The organism is Spirosoma fluviale (assembly GCF_900230225.1).
In the GTDB taxonomy this organism is placed as follows: Bacteria; Bacteroidota; Bacteroidia; order Cytophagales; family Spirosomataceae; genus Spirosoma; species Spirosoma fluviale.
Map to the genome: position 1 here is coordinate 1125100 of NZ_OCNH01000003.1, position 20077 is coordinate 1145176.

13 protein-coding genes are annotated in these 20077 nt (G+C 53.0%); 9 read left to right on the plus strand and 4 right to left on the minus strand.

Features of this window, described 5'->3' with window-relative positions; genetic code table 11:
* Window positions 1–18 precede the first annotated feature (18 nt).
* The 4 genes from CRO74_RS20635 to CRO74_RS20650 all read left to right on the plus strand — a co-directional run bounded on the left by CRO74_RS20635 (window position 19) and on the right by CRO74_RS20650 (window position 6914).
* The gene (locus CRO74_RS20635) at window positions 19–1101 is read left to right on the plus strand and encodes an AAA family ATPase (protein ID WP_394341904.1); all 1083 of its coding nucleotides are present in this window, start codon (window positions 19–21) and stop codon (window positions 1099–1101) included.
* Between the two features lie 39 nt (window positions 1102–1140).
* The gene (locus CRO74_RS20640) at window positions 1141–3360 is read left to right on the plus strand and encodes a sensor histidine kinase (RefSeq protein WP_097128416.1); all 2220 of its coding nucleotides are present in this window, start codon (window positions 1141–1143) and stop codon (window positions 3358–3360) included.
* 110 nt (window positions 3361–3470) lie between these two features.
* The gene (locus CRO74_RS20645) at window positions 3471–6224 is read left to right on the plus strand and encodes a family 78 glycoside hydrolase catalytic domain (RefSeq protein WP_097128418.1); all 2754 of its coding nucleotides are present in this window, start codon (window positions 3471–3473) and stop codon (window positions 6222–6224) included.
* A 99-nt stretch (window positions 6225–6323) separates the two neighbouring features.
* The gene (locus CRO74_RS20650; RefSeq protein WP_097128420.1) at window positions 6324–6914 is read left to right on the plus strand and encodes a hypothetical protein; all 591 of its coding nucleotides are present in this window, start codon (window positions 6324–6326) and stop codon (window positions 6912–6914) included.
* A gap of 41 nt (window positions 6915–6955) precedes the next feature.
* Here CRO74_RS20650 and CRO74_RS20655 read toward each other — a convergent pair whose 3' ends face one another.
* A complete protein-coding gene (locus CRO74_RS20655) occupies window positions 6956–8638 on the minus strand; it encodes a gluzincin family metallopeptidase (protein WP_097128422.1) in 1683 nt (560 codons plus the stop codon).
* Window positions 8639–8795: 157 nt separating this feature from the next.
* Between CRO74_RS20655 and CRO74_RS20660 the strand changes: the two genes are divergently transcribed.
* A complete protein-coding gene (locus CRO74_RS20660) occupies window positions 8796–9617 on the plus strand; it encodes a universal stress protein (protein WP_097128424.1) in 822 nt (273 codons plus the stop codon).
* Between the two features lie 208 nt (window positions 9618–9825).
* Here CRO74_RS20660 and CRO74_RS20665 read toward each other — a convergent pair whose 3' ends face one another.
* The 3 genes from CRO74_RS20665 to CRO74_RS20675 all read right to left on the minus strand — a co-directional run bounded on the left by CRO74_RS20665 (window position 9826) and on the right by CRO74_RS20675 (window position 12729).
* Window positions 9826–10353 (minus strand): CopD family protein, encoded by a 528-nt coding sequence (locus tag CRO74_RS20665; protein WP_097128426.1) that lies wholly within the window; start codon window positions 10351–10353, stop codon window positions 9826–9828.
* 16 nt (window positions 10354–10369) lie between these two features.
* Window positions 10370–11758, minus strand: coding sequence for an oxygen-independent coproporphyrinogen III oxidase (gene hemN, locus CRO74_RS20670; protein WP_097128427.1), 1389 nt, complete (start codon window positions 11756–11758; stop codon window positions 10370–10372).
* A 155-nt stretch (window positions 11759–11913) separates the two neighbouring features.
* Entirely contained in the window at window positions 11914–12729 is an 816-nt protein-coding gene (locus CRO74_RS20675; RefSeq protein WP_097128429.1) for a universal stress protein, read from the minus strand.
* 205 nt (window positions 12730–12934) lie between these two features.
* Here CRO74_RS20675 and CRO74_RS20680 point away from each other — a divergent pair, with 205 nt between their 5' ends.
* The 4 genes from CRO74_RS20680 to CRO74_RS20695 all read left to right on the plus strand — a co-directional run bounded on the left by CRO74_RS20680 (window position 12935) and on the right by CRO74_RS20695 (window position 20077).
* Window positions 12935–15463: a heavy metal translocating P-type ATPase gene (locus tag CRO74_RS20680; RefSeq protein WP_097128431.1), complete on the plus strand. Its 2529-nt coding sequence runs from the start codon at window positions 12935–12937 to the stop codon at window positions 15461–15463.
* Between the two features lie 103 nt (window positions 15464–15566).
* Window positions 15567–16145 carry a DUF4082 domain-containing protein gene (locus tag CRO74_RS20685; protein ID WP_097128432.1) on the plus strand — a complete coding sequence of 193 codons (579 nt, stop codon included), beginning with the start codon at window positions 15567–15569 and terminating at the stop codon, window positions 16143–16145.
* A gap of 299 nt (window positions 16146–16444) precedes the next feature.
* Window positions 16445–18580 carry a glycoside hydrolase family 31 protein gene (locus CRO74_RS20690; RefSeq protein WP_097128434.1) on the plus strand — a complete coding sequence of 712 codons (2136 nt, stop codon included), beginning with the start codon at window positions 16445–16447 and terminating at the stop codon, window positions 18578–18580.
* 117 nt (window positions 18581–18697) lie between these two features.
* Window positions 18698–20077 (plus strand): DUF418 domain-containing protein, encoded by a 1380-nt coding sequence (locus CRO74_RS20695; RefSeq protein WP_097128436.1) that lies wholly within the window; start codon window positions 18698–18700, stop codon window positions 20075–20077.

Sequence of the window (20077 nt, forward strand, 5' to 3'; positions counted from 1 at the left end):
GATCTTTCCGGGGCTGATATGTTGCGCTATCTGTCGGCCAACAGTCGTATGCCCAGTCAAGCCATTATTCAGAATTTATACATCCCCAGCGACCTCGACCGCGAGTTTCCGCTGGCTCCTCACTTTGTCCAGACATTTGGGAGCTACCCGAATTACATTCATTTCAATGATGATTTCAAGCCCTCCGCTCAGGCCCTGCTGGATGGCCGGGGATTTACGCTGATTAATCACTCAACCCGCGTCAATGACGAAGGCTGGCATACCATCGAACGGGTCTATCAGCACGAAGAGGGAGTCGTGCTGAAAGCCGAGTTTGTGGGCGACCGCTTCTTCCGGCTCTATGGCTACTACCGCGACGAAGCGTCGGCCAAAACATTGCTGGAGGGGTTTCAGGAGCATAAATACGTCCATGAAGATAACCAGACCCATATTTACCTGATCCAGAGCGGGCTGGGCGGGCTACACACCGAACGGGTCGAGATTCTGCCACCCGACATCAATATTGATCTGCATTACAACGACGATTTTCCGGCCGTTCACGAGCGGCTGGTAAACTTACTGGCGCAACCAAAAAGCAAGGGCCTTATTCTGCTGCACGGCGAGCCCGGAACCGGCAAAACGACCTACATCAAACACCTTAGCTCGCTGGTTAAGAAGGATATGCTTATTCTGCCGCCTTACATGACCAACTACCTGACATCGCCCGAGATCATTCCGTTTTTACTGGAAAACAAGGAGTCGGTGCTTATCATTGAAGACGCCGAGCGGATTCTGCAATCGCGCGAAGCCGGGGGCGATACCAACAGTGTTTCCAACATCCTCAACCTGACGGATGGTCTGCTGGCCGATTGCATGCATATTCAGGTGATAGCCACGTTTAACGCCAGTAAGCATTTGTTAGACAAGGCCTTGCTTCGGAAAGGGCGGCTCATGGTCGATTATGCCTTTGGAAAACTGGCACCTGCTAAAGCCAATAATTTGCTCTCTCATCTGGGTGTAGAGCACCGGACGGATCAACCCATGACCCTGGCCGATATTTTCAATCTCGACGAGCAAACAGTTTCCGGCGAACGGCAGGAGGCTCTGAAGGTTGGGTTTTAGGGGTATTGATAGGGTTATTTTCCGCACACCCGATAATGTATGAAGAACGGCTGTTTGGTGGTTTGTTTTTGGCTGGGTACCCTGCTTGCTGGTTTTGCCCAGACGGGTTTGCCGCCTGTTTTCCAAATCAAAGCCGACTCGTTGCTCACGCCTGATACGGCTCACGTTCAGATACTCAAAGATCCTGAAGGGAATTTTACGTTTGAGCAGGTGCAAAAGAGTGCCTTGTTTCGCGTTGCCCCTTTTTTTGATAAAACCCGGCGTTCGCATGTGTACTGGATTCGAATGCGGCTTAAAAACACGCTGCCCGACACCCTGAATCTCTACCTCTGCGATTTCAGTAGCAATTACCTCGATATGTACTGGCTGAACCCGGGAAACCAGTGGCAGCACCAGCGTACAGGTGAACTGGTTCCGGAGAGTCAGTTGCCTGACAGGAAGGGAAATAAGGAGCGAAATCGCCTGTTTTTTGCTCTCGCGCCGGGGCAGGAGACAATGATTTACCAACGATCGGAAAATGCCCTCTGGCGACCACCGCTAACGTACCTGTCCACGCAAATAGAACTTGAACGGGATCGGATAAACTGGATTTTTAACTACATCCGGGTCGATAAAGGGTGGGAAGACTATTTTTTTGATGGCATCATTATCGGTGTTCTGCTGCTGGCAATCTGTTACAACCTACTTATCTTTTTTTCAATAAAAGACAGGGTTTACCTGTACTTTGCCATCTGTCTGTTCTTCTTTACGCTGGACAGAAATGCATATCGAATTCAACTGGCTTTTTTTGGGGAGCATCCGTATCTGTTCAAGATGCTCTCTCATTTCTTCTTTATTATCTTTTTTATCTTTTTCATTCAGTCGATCCGAAAGTTTATCCAGCCCGGTGTGGCTTTCTCGTGGTTGAACAGAGCCATTACGGTCTTTCTGGTATTAACGACCCTGGTCATTACCGTTCAGTTCTTTTCCTTCAGAAAGGTGTGGGTTTCACTGGATGGCATCGATACATTTATCGAAATCCTGATCCGGGTGGTGTATATGCTGTGTACTATCCTGATCCTGAAAATAAGGAAGACGGGCTCGTCCGACGCTCGATTTGTGCTGCTGGCAACGGCTCCGCTCTTTATTTTCTGGCTCCTGACGCTGTTTCCGGATGTACTACTAAAGTCGGTTGGTTTCGCTGTTGCCAGAAGTTTCTGGGACGTAATAAGTTACATTGAAAGTGGCTGTCTGGCCTGGCTGATTATTGTCTTTTCCGGCGCACTCATGAACCGCTATAACCTGGCAAAGCAGCGGCTGGCCCAGCAGATCATCGAAAAAGAGCAGCTTCAGCGGGAGCGGGAGATTGAGCGTAACCGGATTATTGAAGAACAGAAAGTGGTACTGGAACAACAGGTTGAAGAGCGAACGGCTCAGCTAAAAGCCTCGCTCGAAGACCTGCGGTTGACGCAGGATCAGCTGATTCAAAAAGAAAAAATGGCTTCGCTGGGCGAACTGACGGCGGGTATTGCGCACGAAATACAGAACCCCCTCAACTTCGTCAATAACTTCTCGGAAGTTAGTATCGAACTGCTCGACGAACTGAAAGAAGGCCCATTACAGAAACTGCCCGATTCGGAGAAGGAATATGCCGACGAAGTCCTGAGCGACCTGGCTCAGAATCTGGAAAAGATTACCCACCACGGCAATCGGGCCAGCAGCATTGTAAAAGGAATGCTCGAACACAGCCGCACGGCAAACAGCGACCGCCGACCAACCGACCTCAACGCCCTGGCCGATGAATTCATGCGCCTATCGTATCACGGACTTCGGGCAAAAGACAAAACCTTCAACTGCGAGCTGGTAACCCAGTTTTCCCCCAATCTGCCCCCGGCAACTATTGTGGCGCAGGAAATTGGGCGGGTGCTGCTGAACCTGTTCAATAATGCCTTTTACGCCGTTTCGGAAAAGAAGAAACACCTCGACGCTGTAGGCCAAACGGATTATAAACCAATGGTTAGTGTCTCTACAAAACAAGTTGGCGATGGGCTGGAAATTCAGGTAGCCGACAATGGTACCGGCATCCCGGAAGCCGTAAAGACCAAAATATTCCAGCCCTTTTTTACCACCAAACCCACCGGAAGCGGTACCGGTCTGGGCCTGTCGCTGTCGTACGATATTGTCACCAAAGGTCATGGCGGGCTGTTGACCGTTGAGAGCGACCCCGCTGCCGGCACCGTGTTTAAGGTGATTTTGCCGATTGGCCGGGACAACGGATAACACTTCGCCGTAACTAATCTGGTGCGTACTTTCTGTAGCGGGGTTAGGTAGGTGTGTGAAAGTAATTTAAAAAGGTAAACTTTATCTTTGTTGAATTACATAATCACCTCATGAGCCGTACCCCCTTTTTTAGCCGCCTGTTCCCTTCTCTCATCCTGTTGCTGGTCGCAACCCGCCTGTTCGCTCAGGTAAGCGTTCAGAACCTGCTTACCGAAAACCGGACGAATCCCGTTGGTCTGGATGTGTCCATTCCCCGCTTCAACTGGCAGCTTGTTACGGTTAAACGCAATGTGCTGCAAACGGCTTACGAGATAAGAGTCGGTACCGATGTGGCATCGGCTACTAAAGGAACAAACTGGCAATCGGGCCGGGTGGCGTCCGAACAATCCGTTCAGGTGCCCTACGCCGGGTCTGCCCTGCAACCCAGCCAGCGGTACTACTGGCAGGTGCGGGTTTGGGATAACACCTCCGCAAAGCCGTCGGCCTGGAGTGCGCCCGCTTACTGGCAAACCGGCCTGATGAGTGCTGCTAACTGGCAGGCTAAATGGATTCAGCAGGGTTTTCCCGGCGATAGCGTCCATAGCCCCAGTCCGCTGTTTCGAAAGGCGTTTGCGGCATCGAAGAAAGTACGTTCTGCCGTTCTGTACATGACCGCGCATGGTATTTACGAAGCGCAGATCAACGGCAAGCGCGTTGGCGATGCCTACCTCACGCCCGGCTGGACCAGCTACAATCAGCATTTGCAGTACCAGACCTACGATGTTACGAACCTGTTGAATCAGGGGCAGAACGCCATTGGCGTAACGCTGGGCAGCGGCTGGTACCGTGGGCGAATGGGCTGGGCCGATCAAAAGAATGTATACGGTAAAGAACTGGCGTTGTTAGGACAACTAGCCATTACGTACACCGACGGAAGCTCGGCAACGATTGGTACCGACGAGAGTTGGAAATCCTCCACCGGCCCCATCCGTTTCTCTGAAATCTACGACGGGGAGACGTATGATTCGCGGCTCGAAAAAATGGGCTGGACCCTGCCCGGTTATGCCGATGCCGACTGGTCGGGCGTAATGGTAAAGCCGTTTGGCTACGCGAATCTGGTGGCAAATTATAACGAACTCATCCGCCGACACGAAACCGTGAAACCCGTAAAGGTGCTCACTACACCCAAAGGGAAAACGGTACTGGACTTTGGTCAGAATCTGGTGGGCTGGGTACAGCTGCGCGTAACGGGCAAAGCGGGCGATAAGATTGTCCTCTCGCACGTAGAAATGCTCGATAAGTTCGGCAATCCCTACCTGGAGAATCTGCGCACCGCCAAAGCGCAGGCCACGTATCTGCTCAAAGGCGGCACCGAAACGCTGGAACCCCATTTCACCTTCTTCGGCTTTCGGTATGTGCAGGTAGATGGTTTGAGTGGCCCCGTCAACCCCGCCGACTTTACGGCTATAACCCTTTACTCCGACATCCCCAAAACGGGGGAGTTTACTACCTCTAACCCTCTCATCAATCAATTACAGAGCAACATTCAATGGGGGCAGCGGGGTAACTTCCTGGACGTACCGACGGACTGCCCCCAACGCGACGAACGCCTGGGCTGGACCGGCGATGCCGAAGTATTCTCGCGAACGGCGGCTTTCAACTTTGGCGTCAACAGCTTCTTTACCAAATGGCTCCGGGATGTGTCAGCCGATCAGTTTCCGAACGGGGCGGTGCCGTTTGTGATTCCGGACGTACTCCGGGGGCCTAACCCCAGCATGGCCGGGGCCGCTGGCTGGTCGGATGCGAGCATCATCATTCCCTGGAACATGTACGTCTCTTACGGCGACCGACGGCTGATCGAGCAGCAGTATACCAGCATGAAGGCCTACCAGGGGTACATGGAACGCGTGGCTAAAAACGACCTCTGGAGTGAAGGGTTTCAATTTGGCGACTGGCTGTCGTTTGTCACTACCGAAGGCAGCCCGGCTTTTGAAGCTAAATCGGCGTTTACGGATGTGCATTTGGTGGCACAGTGCTTTTACGCCTACAGCACCGACCTGATGCGAAAGACGGCTACGGTACTGGGTAAAACGGATGATGCTGCCCATTACACGGCTCTACTGGAACGAATCAAACAGGCGTTTCAGCAGACTTATATGACGCCCAGCGGCCGATTGATTTCCGATACCCAAACTGCCTATGTGCTGGCTCTGCAATTCGACATGCTTCCAGAAAACAAGCGGACACAGGCCGTTGACCGCCTGGTCGACAATGTGAAAAAGTATGAGAATCACCTGACAACGGGCTTTCTGGGTACGCCTTTTCTGTGCCCGGTGCTGAGCCGGTTCGGCCGTACCGATGTGGCGTATAAACTGCTTTTGCAGGACACGTACCCGTCGTGGTTATACCCGGTTAAAATGGGTGCCACGACCATTTGGGAGCGTTGGGATTCAATGAAGCCGGACAGTACGTTCCAAAGCCCATCCATGACGTCGTTCAACCACTACGCCTACGGGGCCGTGGGCGACTGGATGTATCGGACTATTACGGGCATCGACACCGACGAAACCAAAACGGGGTATAAGCACACGATCATCAAACCGCAGCCGGGCGGAGGATTTACGTCGGCAGAAGCCAGTTTGAAAACGTATTATGGCACTATTCGCTCCAGTTGGAAACGGGCTTCGGATGGCCTGACCATGACCGTCGAAATCCCCGCCAATACCACGGCCACTATTTACGTCCCGTCGAAAAATGCGGAGGCCGTTCAGGAGAGCGGCAAAGCCCTCAGCGCAGCGGGCCTGACCGTGTCCACAACGGAGTCCGGTTATGTGAAGCTAAACGTTGGTTCGGGCGTGTATACGTTTACCAGTGCCGGTTATTAATGAAGTTTTAATTGATTTTGTACTATTTATTATTAGACGTATGATGGTTTGGTCACGTTTTAATAAGTTTGGCCCAGAAACAAACTTATTAAAACGTTTATGAAGCTTTTCTCCATTTTGTTAGTAGCAGGCTTATTGATTACGTCTTCACTTCAGGCACAGGATTCTCCCGCCAGAGAGATCGGTTTACGGGCCACGGGCTTTGACAGCTTCGGCCTGATCTACAAAAAACAACTTAAGGAAAATACGTATCGGCGTTACCGACTGGCATTTGGTAATCTCGGGGCCAATTTTGTTCGCAGTAACACATTGTTTTCTTTTTCGGCCGGGGGCGCTATGGGCAAGGAAAAACGCCGGGACCTTTCCGACAAGCTTCAGTTTATTTACGGAACTGAATTGATTGCCAGCGTCAGCCTGAATTCGACGACGACAGGGACACTGTCGGTCGATAACGGAGCGGGAGGTACTACAATCTACACGGGTTCCAATATACTGGTCGTAACGCCTACGGTGGGCATCGGCTTTGTATTGGGGGCGCAATATAATTTTAACCCGCGCTGGTATATCAGTGCTGAGTTGATCCCATCCGTTACAGCCAGTGGAGCCTTTGGGAATGGAACGTCCGTATATAGCATTCAGGCTGGGTTCAATTCCGGCAGTGCGGGTATTACGGGCGCATATCGGTTTTAACCTGAATCTGCCCTGCCACTCGCTTGAGATATGCAGAGAGGTTAAAAGTCAGCCTTTTTTACCGTGTATTTGTCGCCCAGGTTATTGAGCCACCTTGTTTGCGCGCGCTGAGCCTCTTCCATACTTTCGTAATAATTGAAGTCGCTGGTACACAGTTCGTTGGCTGGGTCGCAATGGCTCTTCACGTAGGCATAGTACTGCTGACTGGCCTTTTTGATCTCCTCATCGTCCAGTTTAGTCTGCTTTATGGTAGTGTAAAACGCTTGTGGCTTCCGGGTAGTCCCCGCTTTCAGCACTTCTTTGGAGAGTCCCCAGTAATAATAGGTGGTGCTGGTTGGTTTGAAAAGAGCCAGTAGTGCCGCCCGGCTATTGTCGTTGCTTAAATAGGTTTCTTCAAAGTCGGCAACCACCTTTTCACTGACCCCGCTTTTCAGCAAACTGCTTCTGAACAGGCTGTAGTCCGTTCCAGCGTTCGGGGTGTTGAGAATGGTCTGAAACCATTTCCACATCGGTTGTCGGCCAATCTGTTGCTCCAGGGCCGTCAGCAGCAAAGGCATGTACTGGTAACGGTAGGTCTCGTCGATGTCGCCGGGTGCGTTGATTTTCCGTAAGGGAGTGAAGTTGGTCATGCTTTTGGTGGCACCAACATAACGTTTAAGCTGACGATCATAAAACCCCTGCCCAATCAGGTCGCGGGTGGCTTGCAGGGAGAGGTATTCGGTCATACCTTCCAGAAAGGCCCAGCGCAGGGTAGAGTTGGGCGTTACAACCGACCCAAAATAGTAATGGCCCAGCTCATGCGCGATGAATGATAAAAGGGACGAGTCGGCCAGCGTCAGCTTTTTCGGATCGACCAGGGTATTCAGCCAGCCTTTGGGGCTAACGCTGGCAATGGTTGGGTAAGTAACGAACAGCCAGTCATTGCGCCTGGAAACGGGGGTACTGGCCAGCAGGGTAACATCCGCTCCGTATGGAATTTGCAGGTTCTGGGCGTAATAATCTTTAATCCGGGAAAACCAGCCATCAAGTACACTGGCCTGTGGTGCGCTGAGAGTCGTATTGAGCAGATAGGTGTTTTTCTCTTTTCGGAAATCGTAATCGCCCACAAACAGGAGTAGTGGAAAGGGGCGGTCAGACCGGAAACGGGCCTGCTGGCTGTACTGGGGCGGACAGCCATTCAGGTAAATAGCTTTTGCATCGGGCGCATGAATGGTGATGTCGAATGTAACATTCTGGTATTCTTTGTCTTCGGTGATGTTGTAGAGGATCGGGTACCAGGCCGTCTGTTCGGAGGCTCGCAGGGTTTTCCCGTTGAAGGCAATGTTGCCTTTCCAGTCGCCCCATTCGCTGCGTTTGGCGGAGTCGCCCGAAACGGGAAACGCACCTACGTAGCTAACTTTAAATCGACCGGGCAGATACCGGCCCTTCTGGTCCTTGTCGGGAAACCAGTATTGAAAGCTTTCGCTCGACTTGTCCGGTTTGTACTCCCGCGCCGAAGCGTACGAAACCGAGTCGGTACTATCTCTAAAGAACTGGATGTTCAGCCCTGCGTTCAGCCGAATGGCATAATTTGTCGTTTTAGGGAGCCGCGACACATCCAGATCGGCTTTAAACGTGCCATTCTTAACGGATATGTACACGTCGCCGGAAATGTGCGGGGTTTGAGCGTACCCTGTAAAGCCAGTCAGAAGTACGAGTAACAAAAGGAGTTTGCGGATAGTCATGGCCGTTGATAATCAGATGATCTGGTTTCACTTGCTAAAATCAACAAATAAATTGACTTATATCAGGTTGATAACGAAATAGCTGCGCTTGCTTTGTGTGGTAAGTGAACCCCAAAACTGGTGGTGCTTAGCCTCAACTCAGGTAAAACTCGTTCGTATGAAAACCATCGTTTTAGCTACCGACTTCTCAGCCAATGCCAATAAAGTCGCTCATTTTGCCATGCAACTTGCTCAGGCGCAAAAAGCGAACCTGATTCTAATGCACGCGTTTCATTTCTGGCCCACAAACCCGGCCGAAACGGGGGCGGACTTTCCGCTCAGTGCCAAAGCCATGCACGACGACAGTCAGAAGGGGCTCAACCAACTGGCCCATACGTTAAGCGGACAGTACGGGGCTGAGGTCCCCATTCGCTGCATGACTAAAGAAGGCTACCCCATACCGGCCATTCGGGAAGTTGCGGAAGCCGAAAAAGCCGATCTGGTCATCATGTCCACGACTGGTACCGCGCCCCAAAGTGCTCAGTTAATGGGCAGTGTGGCAACGAGTATGGTGGCCGAAACCAATGTGCCTCTGCTGCTTGTGCCGCCTTCTGTTGGGTATGCCGAGGTGAAAAATGTGGTGCTGGGCATTGACCTCGATACACCACCCAATGCCGTAGCCCTGGATACGGCGCTCCGGTTTGCCCGGCAGTTTGACTGTGTGGTTAATCTGTTGTGTATTTACCCGCACCCAGCCGATGCCCACGTCCGTACAAAGGCCGAACACATCCGGGAGCTGATGGTATCGGTACCGCATACGATGACCATCCTGTCGGGCGAAGAAATTTACGATACGCTGCTAACATTCGCCCACGAAAATAAAGCCGACCTGATCATGATGCTGCCTCAAACGCACGGTTGGTTCAGACGGCTGTTCGTTGAAGGAGAAACCGAGCGGATGGCCCGCCTAACCGATATTCCGCTGCTGGCTATTGTTTAATCAACTAACGATAAAGACTGCTGGCGGAAGAGGGTTTACTGTTGTGAAGTCGGGTTCTTAAACCCGACATTTGTCAGGTTTCTCAAAACCTTGTGTAGGCTGACTCCCGGTAGGTTTTGAGAAACCTACCGGGAGTCAGGTTTAAGAACCTGACTCCACAACAAGAACCCGACTTCACAACGGTGAGCTAATTCAGCCCGAATTAGGTTCACCGTTCCCGGATGCGCTTGTACAGCCAGATGCCTGCCAGGAGTAAGCCCATAAACAGAAGCAGGCCCAGCATACCCCAGGCCAGGCTCAGCACATCTTTGAGTACCACCAGAAAAACAATGCTGAACAGCAGGAGCGTGGCTACTTCGTTCCAGATGCGGAGTTGGGTGGAGGTGTACTGCAACTGCCCTCGCTGTTGCTGCCGAAAGAGAATATGGCAGGCCAGGTGATAAGCGTACAGGCTCCCGACGAACGCCAGCTTAACCACCAGCCAGGGCGGTGTGGCCCCATACTGATACCAGGTGCTTAAACCCAGAACAAGCGTAATGAGCGCCGACGGCCACGTGATGCCATACCAAAGTCGACGCTGCATAAGAGCAAACTGAGTTTGCAGAATCTGTCGGGCGGGTTCGGGTTGATCGGCAGCTTCGGTAAAGTAGATGAACAGGCGGGGTATGTAAAAAAGCCCGGCAAACCAGGTCACCACAAAAATGATGTGCAGGGCTTTGAGGTAGAAAAACGTCATGACAGCAAAGGTATACTCATACTGTACTGGAGAAAAGAGGCCTGGCCGTTGTCGTTAATGGGTTTCGGGTCAGGTAGCGGTCGAACACCATGCAGATATTCCTCAGAAACGGCCGTCCTTCCGGTCGCACCCACAGCCCTGTTTCGTCGTATACCAGCAGCCCATCAGCCCGTAAATCGTCGAGTTGATGACTTATTTCCCTCCATTCGGCCGGAGTCCACTCCGTAGTCGACCACCTGGTTTGAAAACGGCACATGATATTTAAAATATGCTGCCGTATCTCGGTGTCCTCTTCGGTGAGCAGGTGGCCCTTGAATAGGGGTAATTGATTATGAAGTACGTCATCCTGGTAAGAGCCAATGTCTTTATGGTTTTGCATAAATGCCGTTCCGACATCGCTGATGGCCGACGCACCCAGTCCCAGCAGTATGTCGGTCTGGGTGGTGGTGTAGCCCATAAAATTCCGGTGCAGCTGGCCGGTATTCATGGCTTTGAAGAGCGAGTCGTGCGGCAGGGCAAAATGGTCCATGCCAATTTCGGTATAACCACCGGCTTCGAGCAGGGTGCGTCCTGTTTCATAAAGTGCCCGCTTTTTGTCGGCACCCGGCAGGTCGGTATCGGCAAAGCCCCGCTGGCCCGTTCCTTTTATCCAGGGGACGTGTGCATACGAATAAAACGCGATCCGGTCGGGTCGGAGGGAGAGGGTTTGGGTAATGGTATCCTGAATGGACGACTGTTGCTGAAAGGGCAGTCCGAACACAAGGTCGTGGCTGATGGAGGTGTAGCCAATGGCCCGGGCCTGTTCGGTAACCCGTTTTACGTTGGCAAACGGCTGGTGCCGGTGAATGGCTTTCTGCACCACCGGGTCGTAGTCCTGTACGCCGAAGCTCACCCGCCGGAAACCATATTCGTAAAGCGTTTGCAGGTGTTCGGTCGTGGTGTTGTTGGGGTGACCTTCCCAGCCAAAATCGGGACCGCTGGTCTCGGTAGTGGGTACGGGATCTGCCCACCGGAAAATACCGGTCATCAGCCGACGTAACTCATAGGGCGAAAAAAAGCTGGGCGTTCCTCCGCCGAGGTGCAGTTCGGCAATGCGGGGCCGCTCCGGGAGCCACTCACAGTACATCTCCCACTCACTGAGCAGGGCATCGATATACGGTTCTTCTACGTCGTGATTTCGGGTGATGCGTTTGTTGCAGCCGCAAAACGTACACAAACTTTCGCAGAAGGGCAGGTGAATGTATAGACTGATCCCCGCCGAATAATTGCTGTTGGCGAAGGTCGTTGTCAGCCGCTTTTGCCAGTCTTCACGGGTAAAAGCGGCTGTATTCCAGAAAGGCACGGTGGGGTAGCTGGTATAGCGAGGACCGGCTACATTATACTTGGCAATCAGTGAATCGCTCATCGGAAACCCCAGTGGCCAAAGCCGCCTGGTACCACAAAAGTCGTATTTCCCGAACTAGCCTATCCCGTGGTTTTATCAGTTGAAATCCTGATTTATGTCAGCCGTCCAAAGGCAGAACTACGGGGATTTTTAAAGAGCGGATCAGCGGGCAACACTTACTGATAGGGAATGGCGAGAACCGGGATGGGGGAGTGGTTAACGACATCCTCCGCCACGCTGCCATTGAAGAAGTGCCAGAAACCTTTGCGCTGGCTCGTGAACAGAACGATGAGGTCGAATCCATTCTGTTCGGCAAACTGGATAATGCCCTCGTGTGCGGTTTGGTGGGCGATAATCGTAAGGTGATAGTCGGTCAATTTCTGGGCTTCGGCCAGTTCACTCACCCAGTCCCGAATGCCTTCCAGTGCGCGGGGTTCGTTGGGCGTATTTATGAACAGAAACTCTTTACGGGCATCGGCACCCGGCAGCGGGTACGAAAACTGGGCTTTCAGCCGGTCGTCGGCATCAATGGCAAAGAGTACTTTTTTGGGTGTAAACTCCGTATAAGCCTGTTTGACAACCAGTACCGGGCAATCGACTACCTCCATCACGTGCTCGGCGTTGGAGCCAATGAGCCACTCCGCCAACCCATCGGCCCCGTGCGACGCCAGTACAACCAGATCTGCGGCTTCGTCGGCAATAGCGCCATAGAGCCCTTTTACGCTTCGGCTCAGGACTGGCGTCAACTGAACTCCATCCGATGCGTACTGGTTGCAAATCTCCTGGAGCCGGTCGTTGGCGGCCGTTGTCTGCTCGTTAACGTATTGGGCCATGGCCACTGGAGCCTGGCTTAGCTCCGGGTCGAGGATGCTGAGGGATAAATAGTGCAGCAGCCGCACGTCAGCCCTAATCTGTTTGGCGAGACTCACCGCTACCGGTAATGCGGCAGATGCCAGAGGACTTAAATCAATGGGAACCAGAATCGTTTTCATGGGTCAGTTTTAGTCATGTAGTGATAACGATAGTGCTGATGGCGAGCTTGTGGCGGTCTGCAACCCCAAATCCCTATCCTGTCAGGCAGGGTAAAACTCGTACATCAAGCCGGTTATAACCTGTAGCAGAATCAATTGCCGGGTTGATTTATGTCAGCTGATGTTGAGGCTAATAGAGTCAAATTTGGGGAAATTTCAGGTGATTATGATGACCGCTGCCCCTCCCAAAACCGTATGCTACCATTGCGGTAATGAATGCCCTTCCGATACCGAAACACTTTATTTCGCCGATAAGCCATTTTGCTGCTCGGGTTGCCAAACAGTATACCAGATTCTTAGTGAACATCAGCTTTGCCAGTATTACGACTTAAATCCAACACCGGGCAAAACGCCGAAACTCGAACGGCTTGCTTTTCTGGATCACCCCGATATTGCCGGTAAGCTGATTGATTTTCAGAATGAAAGTGTAGCCCACGTAACCTTCTATGTGCCGTCTATTCACTGCTCATCCTGCCTGTGGCTGCTCGAGCATCTGTACCGGATAGAACCGGCGGTGCGGCAAACGCGCGTCGATTTTCTGAAAAAGCAGGTTCACCTCATGTACAGTCCCGCGCAGCTTTCGCTCCGGCAGGTAGCCGAGCTGCTGACGTCGCTGGGGTACGAGCCGCTGATTAGTCTGGACGATGTGGTGAAGCAGGGGAAGAAACCCAGCTATCGGCCATTGCTTTACCGGCTGGCGCTGGCGGGCTTTTGCGCGGGAAATATCATGCTGTTCAGCTTTCCCGAATACCTTGGTCTCAATGATCCGGATTTCAAACATTTGTTCGGAATCCTGAATCTGATACTCGCTACGCCCGTTGTGTTTTATTCGGGTTCAGGGTACTTCGAATCGGTTTGGAAAAGCCTGCGCCGGGGTATTATCAACATCGACTTTCCCATTCTGCTCGGTATTCTGGTTGCGTATTTCCGGGGTACCTATGAGGTGCTTGCGATGGGTGGGGCAGGTTATTATGATTCGGTCACGGGTCTTATCTTCTTTCTGTTGTGCGGCAAGTGGTTCCAGCAGCGTACGTATGACTTTTTATCCTTCGAGCGGGATTACAAATCCTACTTCCCTCTGGCCGTGACGCGACTAGGGGAGAGGGCAGAGGGTAGAGGGCGTGGGGCAGAGGGTGAGGGGCAGGGGGTAAAGGGTGACGGGTCAAGGATCTCGAACCAACCTATCTCCTCCGCCCAATCCCCAACCCCCTCTGCCCAATCCCCACTGCCCAACGCCCCCGACCAGGAAACGCCCGTTCCGGTGGCAGATTTGCAGAAAGGCGACCGCATTCGGGTACGTCACGGCGATTTGATTCCGGCCGATAGCCTATTATACCGGGGCACCGGCCTCATCGACTATTCATTCGTAACGGGCGAATCGGAACCGGAGTCCAAAGATCCAGGATCGCTTCTGTATGCCGGTGGACGGCAGATGGGCGGTACTATCGACCTCGAAATCGTTCGGGATGTATCGCATAGCTACCTCACGCAGCTCTGGAATAACGATACCTTTCGGAAAGAGAAGCCTAACCGCGCCAAAACATTTGCCGATGCTGTTGGTACGTATTTCACCCTAACCGTACTCACGCTGGCTACCTTCGTTGGGGCCTACTGGTATATTTGGGCCGGGCAGCCCACCACCGCTGTCAACGCGTTTACGGCCATCCTGATTGTGGCCTGCCCCTGTGTGCTTTCTTTGTCCTATCCGGTCGCGCTGGGGCATGGCCTGCGGTGGCTCAGCAAGCAGGGTGTCTACCTCAAAAATGCCGATGTAATTGAGCAGCTTACCCACTGCGATACCATTGTGTTCGATAAAACGGGCACCCTGACCACACCCGCTTCAGACGTAGTCACCGAGTCGTTTACAAAACCACTGACCAGCCTTGAACGGGCTATGGTTCGGGCCGTCATCAATCAGTCGGCGCACCCGCTGAGCCAGCGACTCCGTCAGTTTCTGGCCGAATGTCCGCCGATGCTTGTCGAAAACTTTACGGAATTGCCCGGTAAAGGGGTTGTGGGGCTGGTCGACGATCAGATCGTTAAAGTCGGCAGCGCGTCTTTTGTGGGGGGCGTCGACCAGAAAAACGGGCCATCGGTGCATGTCAGTATCAACGGAACGTACCGGGGGCAGTTTACTATTGCGGCCCCCATGCGGGAAGGGCTGGCGAGCATGCTGACGTCGTTTGTCGGGAATGGCAGGAAACTCTACCTGTTATCCGGCGACACCAGCACCGCCCGTACCGAACTCCGAAGCTGGTTTGCCGATGACGCCATGCGGTTTGGCTGTAGCCCGGACGATAAGCTCCGGTTTATTCGGGAGCTACAGGAAAACGGGCATCATGTGCTAATGATTGGCGATGGTCTCAACGATGCCGGTGCCCTTAAACAAGCCGATGTGGGTATTGCCGTAACGGACGATACGCTGCGGTTCACACCCGCCAGCGATGCCATTCTGGAAGCCCGCTCGCTGCGTCTGCTACCTACCTATCTGCGCTACAGTCGGTTCGCCATGCGGCTTATTCGGTTTAGCTTCGGCGTATCGCTTCTGTACAATCTGGTTGGGCTGTCGTTTGCCGCTGCGGGGCATCTCTCGCCGGTAGTAGCGGCTGTATTGATGCCGCTGAGTTCAGCTACCATGGTGCTCATTGCCACGGTCGGTATGCGGACATGGGGTAAAGCCCATCCAGTTACCTAATGAGCTATTAATTTACCGTTTCCTCAAGCATTACCTTCCTCTGTTTCCACCCAGGAGTAGTCCTGCGACTAACGGTCTAGAAACTAATACATACATCTAGATCATGAGAACAGGATTACTACTTGGGTTTTTGCTGGGAGCAGCAAGCCTGACCGGTTGCACGCCAAAAGAGACTGTGAAACCATCTGAAAATGCTATTACAAACTTTATTGGCGCAGAAAGCTCGATTACATCCGGAAGCCGCACGTCGGGTCCCTGGGAGTTAGGTGTAGTATTCAGCTCGTCGGTGGCGGGTAAGCTGACGCAAGTGGGCAGCAAAATGCCGGAGCCCGGTTCGTACCGGATTATTGTGTGGGACTTCGATACAAAGGCAGTCCTTCGGCAGAAGACCATCGAACAGAGCACACCCGATAAACTGACGCTCGACGATGTTGAGTCGCTGGCGTTGACGGCCAACAAAAAGTACGTTATCAGCATCAATAACCAGTCGAGTGGGGCCAATAAGAAATACGGTTTCGCATATAAATCCGGCAGTGCCGATTTCATGCCGTTCACGAAAGGCAGCATCCTGGTCTACAACGCCTGCTACCGAAACACGGCCACCGCTTTGTTTCCCGATGTCGTTTCAAACGTAAAATATGAGCTCTACGGCTATCCGGAGTTTACGTTCATCCCGGACTGACTGGTCTGGTCGGTTCAATAGACTGACTTGAGTACTTATGTAATGCGGTGGTGCAGATGGCGTTTGTCATCTGCACCACCGCATTTGTGTTTTTATTCTGATAGACAAAAATGGATTAAATACACAGACGGTCGTTTGTAGCCTGGACGTCCACGTCCGGGTAAGCAGCTAACTAGTTTACTCCCGGACGTGGACGTCCAGGCTATATTCGCTAAACAGCAATCACGTAAGTAAGCTTGTGCGGGTTTTCTGCTTTTCGGATCGCCCGTCCAATCTCCACTTTATAGTTACGTTTAGTCATGGTCGTTCGTATTCTTCTGTTCGTTGTTCTGTCACTTCATTTCGCCCAGGGTCAGGCTGTTGTCTGGACACTGGTACAGCCCGGCGTCTGGAAAGGTACCATCGGGAAACCCGAAGCGTATAATTTACTGACGGCCGCCGGGGCAACCCCCAATACAGCGGCCCTGACCCGGCTGGGTGCGGCCGACTTTCCGTTGCCCAAACCGGCCATTGTTACGCAGCTTATCGATGGTAAAACCTACCTCCGTTTTCCCCTCGACCGAACGGAGCAACTCTATGGCTTTGGGCTTAACTTTCAGACCGTACACCAGCGGGGGCGCATTCTGAACCTGCACATGGATCATTTTGGCGGGTCCGATAATGGTCGTACGCATGCGCCCACGCCCTTTTACGTGTCCTCGAAAGGGTACGGCGTGTTTATCAATTCCGCCCGCTACCTGACCGTGTATGCCGGTTCGGCAGCCCGGAAAGACAGCCCCGATGCCTCCGAAGCTAAAGACCGGAATACCGATAAAACCTGGACGGCCAGTCCTTATTCCGACGCCGTCGAGATTGTGGTGCCTGCCGCCGGGGTGGAGTTTTACGTGTTTGGCGGACCGAAGCCGCTCGATGTGGTTCGGCGGTATAATCTCTTTTCGGGGGGCGGTTGTCTCCCTCCGCGCTGGGGACTGGGGTTTCAGCAGCGGGTCAAATCGCTGAACACCTCCGATCAGGTGCAGGCCGAAGCGGATGAATTTGAACACAAAGGTTTTCCGCTCGATGTGATCGGGCTGGAACCGGGCTGGCAAAGTAAATCGTACCCCGGCACGCTGGAATGGGACAAAACCCGCTACCCCGATCCAAACGGCTTTCTGAAAGTGATGCAAAGCAAGGGCATTCGAACGAACCTCTGGATCAATCCCTACATAGCGCCGAGTGCGTCGATTTACAAAGCCATTCGCCCGCTTACGGCCTCGCATACGGTCTGGTCGGGGGTGGTGCCGGATTTCACCCTTCCCGAAGCCCGACGCATTTTCTTTGGGCAACTGGCCAAAGATGGCATCGGGCCGGGCGTGAGCGGGTATAAAATTGATGAAGTTGACGGCTATGATTCGTGGCTCTGGCCCGATGTAGCCACCTTCCCATCAGGACATTCGGCGGAGCAGATGCGGCAAACCTACGGGCTGCTGGTACAACGATACAGTACAGACGTTTATCACGCGAAAAACACCCGGACGTATGGGCTGGTACGGGCGTCGAACGCGGGCGGTTCATCTTTCCCGTATGTTATCTACAACGATTATTACAAGCACGAAGATTTTATTACGGCGCTCATTACCAGTAGCTTTTGCGGAGTGTTGTGGACGCCCGAAGTCCGGGCTTCCCAAACCAGCGAAGAATGGCTGCGTCGGTTCCAGACGGTCGTTTTTTCACCCCTGGCGATGATCAATGCGTGGGCGAGCGGTACCAAACCCTGGTCGTTTCCGGACGTAAGCGAGTCGGTAAAAGCGATGGCCCTGCTGCGGATGCAGATGATGCCGTACTGGTACAGCGAATTTGCCAAATACCACTTTGAGGGTACGCCCCCGTTTAGGGCCATGAGTCTGGAAGAAGGGTTTCTGGCCGATGTGCGTACCGCCGTAATCAACGAAAATCTAAACGATAACCCTTATGCACTGGCCATCCGCCGGGAGGTGAAAGACCAGTACATGGCGGGCGAAAACCTGCTGGTGGCCCCTTTGTTTGCCGGACAGAAAAGCAGGCTGGTGACCTTGCCCAAAGGTAACTGGTACGATTTCTACACCGGGGAACTGGTGGGTAACGGCCAGCAGATCACGGCGGCTCCGGGTCTGGACCGGATTCCGGTATATGTAAAAGATGGCGGTATTGTGCCCATGATGCCCGCCCGGCTACACGCGCCCAAAGCCGGTGAAACGGTGCCCATCGAGGTGCGGTATTACGGTAGCAAGCCGGGAGCGTACCGGCTCTACGACGATGACGGCGAAACGTTCAACTACGAACGCGGGCAATACAGCTTCCGCGAAATTCAGGTAACGAAAAATGGGCAAACGGGTATCCGGGGGAGTATCTCAGCAGCGGAACCCGGCAAGCCAAATACCGTTGGCGTGGTGACGTTTGTGCAAATGACGAAGTAGAGTTTGTGGGCTTTACTGCCGTTTACTAAAGTGTTGGTTGTAAATAGCGATGATAGTAGCATATTGAGTTGATAATCAATAGGCTACTGTTGCCTTCCTCTTTACCCTACACGCTCAATGGAAGCTCTACGCGCGCACCAGTCCGGGGAGGTTGACCCGGCCGTTCATCCGGTTGTTCAGACGGAACGCATCCCAACACTCGATATACTCCGGGGTGTTGCCCTGCTCGGGATACTGCTCATGAACATACAGGCCTTTGGGCTTACCGATGCCAGCCTGGATCAACTGATCCGAAACCCACATGGGGGTAATTACTGGCTGATGACCCTGGTACACGGGCTGTTCGAGAACAAGATGCGCGCCCTGTTCTCCATGCTGTTTGGGGCGGGTATTATCCTGTTTCTGACCAAGACCCGCAGCGGCTCGGGGATGGATGCCCCCGAGCTATTCATCCGGCGTCAACTGTGGCTCATTGTCTTCGGACTCGTCAATGCCTGGGGGTTACTGTGGCCCTACGATATCCTTTTTCACTATGGCATCGTGGGGATTTTCCTCTTTCCATTCATCCGGCTATCACCAAGGGCCTTGCTCGTGTGCGCCGTTGTGGCGGGGTTAATTTTCAGTGGAAAGCTCTACTGGCAGTTTGCCGAACAGAAGCAGAAATATGAGAAATTTCTGCCCATAGCGGCCCTCGAAAAAAAGAATAAAAAGGTAAAGCTTACCGACGAACAGAAAGAAGCTAAGTCGGCCTGGGAGGGGCTGGTGAAAGAACACCAGTACGACAGAAAAGCCGACAACGCCGACGTGCTGGCGATGCGCTCCGACTACAGCACTGTCTGGGCGCATCAGGCGTCCAAAATCAAGGAGATGGAAGCTCCTTCGTTCTATCAGGAAGGAATCTGGGACATTCTCTCCATGATGTTGCTGGGGATGGCCCTGTTTAAATGGGGATTTCTGTCCAGTCGGCTTACCACCCGGCAGTACATCTTTCTGGCTATTGGCGGGCTCCTGGTCGGTCAGGCAATGGCCTGGCTTTCGATGCCTTCCCACGAGCTCGAAGTTGTCAATTTTACGAAATATATCAGCGGTGCCAGCCTGCCGGTTGCTGGTGTATTTATGCCCTTCGAGCGGGCTTTTTCGAGTATTGGCTGGGCCAGTCTGGTGCTGTTGGCGTACCGGGCCGGAATTGGCATGTGGTTGTGGAAGGCGTTGGGTGCCGTGGGGCAACTGGCCTTTACCAATTACCTGATGCAAAGTGTGCTCTGTACCCTGTTTTTCTACGGCTATGGCCTGGGTTATTTTGGCGACCTGAAGCTCTATCAGCTGTACATTGTGGTGGCGGAGGTTTGGCTGCTTCAGATCGTTTTTAGTCTCGTCTGGCTGAAAAACTTCCGCTTCGGTCCGCTCGAATGGCTCTGGCGTTCCTTAACCTACGGCAAGCGCCAACCCATGCGATTGACCGAAAAAACCTCGCCAGTCACCCCTGTTCTCTCCTGA